The sequence below is a fragment of the Candidatus Cloacimonadota bacterium genome, from assembly GCA_034661015.1.
Lineage (GTDB): Bacteria > Cloacimonadota > Cloacimonadia > JGIOTU-2 > JGIOTU-2 > JAYEKN01.
In genome coordinates, this window is record JAYEKN010000232.1 from 3,988 (window position 1) to 9,538 (window position 5,551).

Annotated in this window: 3 protein-coding genes; 1 reads left to right on the forward strand and 2 read right to left on the reverse strand. The window is 35.3% G+C overall.

The features are described from left to right. Positions 1-622 precede the first annotated feature (622 nt). Positions 623-991 carry a hypothetical protein gene (locus U9P79_08700; protein MEA2104698.1) on the forward strand — a complete coding sequence of 123 codons (369 nt, stop codon included), beginning with the start codon at positions 623-625 and terminating at the stop codon, positions 989-991. Positions 992-1,199: 208 nt separating this feature from the next. On the opposite strand, the gene U9P79_08705 is transcribed toward U9P79_08700, so the two are convergent. After that, positions 1,200-2,924, reverse strand: a complete 1,725-nt coding sequence (locus tag U9P79_08705) for a FlgD immunoglobulin-like domain containing protein (protein ID MEA2104699.1) — start codon at positions 2,922-2,924, stop codon at positions 1,200-1,202. A gap of 1,187 nt (positions 2,925-4,111) precedes the next feature. Then, complete coding sequence (locus tag U9P79_08710; GenBank protein ID MEA2104700.1) at positions 4,112-5,488, reverse strand: sigma-54 dependent transcriptional regulator; 1,377 nt, start codon at positions 5,486-5,488, stop codon at positions 4,112-4,114. Positions 5,489-5,551: the final 63 nt, after the last annotated feature.

A 5,551-nucleotide genomic window follows, 5' to 3' on the forward strand; every position in this document is an offset into this window, starting at 1 on the left:
GAAAAGAGCAAAACTATCCGCCGGCTGGCGGAGGGGATAAGTTAGCACCAGCGGTGTGGAATCTTTGTAGCGTAAGGCGTCTGGCTTCGTTTCACTACGCCAAGATAGGTTAGCCTTATGTGAAAAAAAGTGCAATCAACAAAAAAGCACCGTAGGTGCGACATACTCTTAACCTCATGGGAGATTCTTCGTCGCTCCCCTCCTCAGAATTTATCCCGTTAAATGCCTTTATTTTTTATATTTAACTGGGATGACACAGGGGTTTTTGTTTAAAATTGGCTACGAATTCACGAATAATATTGAAAATTTAAAAAATTCCCCGAAGGGGATAAATAGGATAGCATAAGGTTAGCGATATCCTACCTTATGGAAAAAAATCAGCAAACAATATTTTCGCTGAAAGCGATACATAAATTTGAGTTAAGCCCACTCTTTTTCCGCCTTCTCCGCCAGCTGGTGGAAATAGGACAAACATAAAACTACCCAAAATTTATTAATATTTTTCCCATTTTTACATATCTGATTCAATAAAACTTGACTACAATTAGATACATTGATTTTTTTTATCATGCCTGAATCGGATTCGATAACTGGCGGATAAAAAAATTATTTAGGAGAAAACATGTTAAGAAGCAGAAACGGATTTTCGTTATATACGGTGATAAGCATTATTGCATTTTTATCACTGATTTTCATTTTAGTCCTACCCCAAATTTTCGATGTAAAAAAAGAAGAAAAACTGAAATTGCGTTATGAACAAATGACAAAAATCAAAGAAGCTGTTATTCAATACATGACAGATCGTAATCAACCTTTTACCGGGGACCTCTTCGAATTGGTTCGTACAAATTATTTGAATCATGCCTATGAATCGCCCTTCAATGGAAATGGAGATAAATATATTGCGGAAGGTAATTTGGAAACTATGGAAGTTACTATAAAAGATCCAAATGAAATGGAAGTACCAATTCCCGAAAAGTATAAAATATAAATCGTTATTTTTTACGAATTTTATTGGGATGAATCTTGTATTCATCCCATTTTTTTTGATGGATAATTTATACAGTGAGGAGATAAAAGTGAAAAACTGACCGCGAAATACACGAAAAATTTCAAATTTCAAATCAGCACCAACGGTGCTATTTTTCCCTTTACCATATCACATATATTACTGGGGGGGGTTGAGAAGTCAAAATAATCTATCCGATCTTAACGCATTTTCTTATTGTTTTTGCCTTTCCATCAATCATCAGTTTATAAAAATAAATTCCGTTTTTCGTGGGTTTTCCGTCCTGATTTTTCCCATCCCAAAAAACTTCATTAATGCCGGAAGTCATATTTCCACAATCTATCTCGCTGATTTTTTGTCCTTTCAGATTATAAATAATAATTTTGGCAGAATTTGTAGAACCATCGGGTATTTCAAAAGAAATTGTGGTATGTTCTGCAAAAGGATTTGAGAAATTTATGAGCTGATAGTCATACTTTTCAAGTATTTTTCCCAAGTTATCAATGGAATTCAAATCAATATCCAACACTTCGCACAACTCGATAGGATCGACTTCTCCCTGATTTGTGGTTCCTTCAAAAGCAAACCTGCCGTGAGAAATATAATGCAATCCCATAAATGGAAATGAAATATAAGTTTGTTCCATTGGGTTGTGAATACAAGCGCTTCCCATATTTAGCACCTTGCCACAAATCGAGCAATTTTCAACTCCATTTGCAAGGAGAAAATCAATATAAACCGAATCGCTCGGTGGATTTGCTCCTGATTCAACAATAGGAAGATCCGAAATATGATTGATTATGGCTTCGGAAATTTCATGCCCATCATCGATACCGATATTATGAGTGTAGGGATTATTAGGATCAGTTTCAAAAAATATTTCAGATGGGTTATTCAACCCGTCATCATCGCTGTCATTCGGCGTGGCAATCTCGTGATGTTCAACGTCCAAAGGAGCAAGGGTTTCTTTCAGAAGTTCGATATCAATTCTAAATGTATCCGGCTGTTCAACTCTTGCATAAGTAAAACTGCCATGTTCCATAAAATGTAAAGCCATATAAGGAATATTTATTTCGAGTTCATGAAGAGGATTATGCGCTGTTACAAAACCCATATTTGCGGTTTCTCCACATATTGGGCATGTATATAAGCCGTACGCAAAATTATCTACCGCATAACATGAATCCTGAGAAGTTTGTCGCGGTAAATTATTAATTATATCCCGATAATAATTCGCAATAGAATGAGACTCTGCAAAGGGAAATGCTCCCAGCAATATTTCTTCTTTCCCTGTTAAAAAATTATTATCCGCATCACCGGGAACAGGTATCCAATGCTCATCAGCTATTAGAGAAGGAGAAAGGAACAGCAAAAAAGCGGCTGCATAAGGGAGTGATCTTTTTACTACTTTGTTAAAATCAAATGAGACTTTTTGCTCATTTTCAGAGAATATTTTTTTGCATTCATTGTGAATTTCCCGATAGAGAGGAATAAGGGATGGAGTAATTCTGCAATCGGGACAAGTCCAATGGAATAAGATTTCCTGATCTTTCTTCTTAATCGTATTCTTTTTATATCCAAACTCAATAAAATTTTTCACACAGCATTTTGGATAACCGAACAGAAATCCTTCTAATTCTCTTTCATGGGGATGAAATGTGATGGGTTGATCATTGAAGTTCTTCAAATATAAATCCAAATATCGCGTGGATGAACTAAATACGGTTTCATAAATTTTTTTCCCATTCAATAACTTTCTGGGAACGATATTTACTTTCAAACCAAGCTGCTTTAGAATTTTTAATTGGGAAGATGTAATTTCTTTTTCCCATCGACTTAAAGGCTTTAATTTTTCCTCAGTTAGCATTGCCAGATATGCCAGCTGAAAATCAAGATTAGTAATATTATTCAACATTTTTCCCTCCTTGAAATATAATATTCAACCTATAAAATAAAATTTCATAATGAAAAGTCAATAATTAAAAAAATGAAAACTTTATTATTTTAATTTATAATACACATAATGCAGTTTGTAAGTTTTGTGCTGGAACAATAGTGGAAAAAAATAGCTTATTCGTTCACGCATAGGTAACAAAAATGAAACAAATTATTCTACGCCATTTATGGCGTTTTGGGTAAATGTAAGGGCGTAAACGCCCTGAATTATTTTGTTAACTTTTTTACCCAGCCCTGAAGGGACTGGGCTATTCAAAAAGCAATGTAAAATTTGAAAAAAGTTAGCCACGAGTGCAGGAATAAAAATAAAAAATGGTGAAATGTGAAAAGGGAAATGGGAGAAGGAAAATTTTGAATTTTGAATTGTTAAATGGGAAATGAGGAAAAAAAAGGAGCAAAACTATCCCCCGGCTGGCGGATTTTCGGTTTTCTTTTCGCAACAATAGGGTGTCATCCTCGAGGACTTTTTGTTTTTTAAAAGTCCGAAGGATCTTATTTTGGGGGTGGCATTGTGTGTTTCTGGGAGATTCTTCCTCACTTCGTTTGTCAGAATGACAATGTGGCGATTGGAAGATTCTTTCCGTCTTCTTTCCAATTAGCCGTGACAGGCTTTCATTTCATTCCTCAGAATTTATCCCGCCTGCCCAGTGAAATCTTTTTTTTCGATATTTCATTCGGGTTAAATGCCTTTGTTTTTTATATTTAACTGGGATGACACTGGGGGTTTTGTTCAAAATCAGTCACGAATGCACGGATAAAATTTATTAGATAACATTAAAAATGATTTTCCCCAAAGAGGATAAATAGAATAGCATAAGGTTGCGGAGCTACCTTATGTAAAATAACCGGAAAACTTTTTTTTTCGCTGAAAGCTATATATAAAAAAATGTGAAAAGGGAATTGTGAATTGTGAATTGTGAAATTGAAAAAAAATAGCCTATGCGTTCACGCATAGGTAAAAAATCGAACAAATTATCTCACGCCATTTATGGCGTTTTTGGGTAAATGTAAGGGCGTGAACGCCCTTGATTATTTTGGTGACTCTTTTTTACCCAGCCCTGAAGGGACTGGGCTATTAAAAAATCCGAATGGAAAAAGGGCGTATAAATAAAAAAATTCGCCAACAGTTCTATTTACTCATTCCCCTTACAAATCATATTTTTTTAGTTTACTAAGAAGTGTGGGATAACTTACTTTCAGTCTGCGAGCCATTTCGCTTTTGTTATTATCCGTTTTTTGGGCTAATTCAGCAAGAATTCTCTTTTCAATGTCCTCTACGTTTTTATTTACAATTTCCTTGAGAGAAGTATCTTCGAGAAAAAAATCATCGGTGGTTGGTTTGGCTTTCGATAAAATTGCTTTCACATTGAATTGAATATCATCAGGTTCAACAATTTCGCCGGCAGTTAAAGCAGCTCTTCGAATTACATTTCTCATTTCACGGGCGTTACCTGCCCAGTTATTTGAGGTCAATTTTGCCATGGCTTCCGGAGAAAATTTCTTAATTGGCAGGTTGAGACTTTTCGCTGTTTGTTTTAAAAATATATTAGCAAGTAGCGGAATATCCTCTATTCTATCCCGCAGAAGAGGCATAACAATTTCGAATTCACTTAAGCGATAATATAGATCCCTTCTGAACTTACCGGTTTCGACCGCATCGAGTAAATTTTTATTCGTTGCCGTAATAATTCTCACATCAACGGGTATTTCCTCCACGCTGCCTATCGGACGTATTACCCGTTCTTCGAGAAATCGAAGCAATTTTCCTTGCATATTATATGACAGATTTGCAATCTCATCCAGAAAAATTGTCCCCTTATCAGCAACATGGAAATGCCCCTTTTTGTCCAGACTCGCTCCGGTGAATGCCCCTTTTTTATAACCGAAAAACTCGCTTTCAAGTAAATTATCCGGGATTGCTCCACAATCTATGGGGACGAAATTATTATTTTTTCGTTTGCTATAATTATGAATTGTTCTGGCAACGATCTCTTTTCCAGTTCCGGATTCTCCCTGAATTAAAACGGTAATATCGGTTCTGGTTACGATCATTATGCGTTCTTGAGTTTCTTTTATCTTAGGACTATTTCCCATAACGCTTTGCATGAAATCTTGCTGATCAAGTCTATCCTGCATTTCTTTCACTTCCAAATCAAGATCAAATTTTTCAATGGCATTTCGTATTTTATATAAAAGCAATTTATTTTTAAACGGTTTTTGCATAAAATCATAGGCGCCGTGCTGAAGGGATTCTACAACAGTATCAATCGTAGCATACGCCGTTAGGATTATTACCGGAACATTTTGATTGATCAATTTGATTTTTTTTAATACTGCCAATCCGCTCATTTTACCAGGAATTTTCATATCAAGAACGATTAAATCAGGGAGAAAATCAGGTAAAATTTCCAAAGCGTCTTCTCCGCATGAAAATTCATGTACTTCATAATTTTCGTTCTTCAATGTTTCACCGAGTCCCCAGCGCAAGTCTTCGTTGTCATCAATAATAAATATTTGTCTCATATTATTTACCTGTTACTCATAAAAAAAATATCACGGATATTTCACTCCAAATCAAAGAAAAAT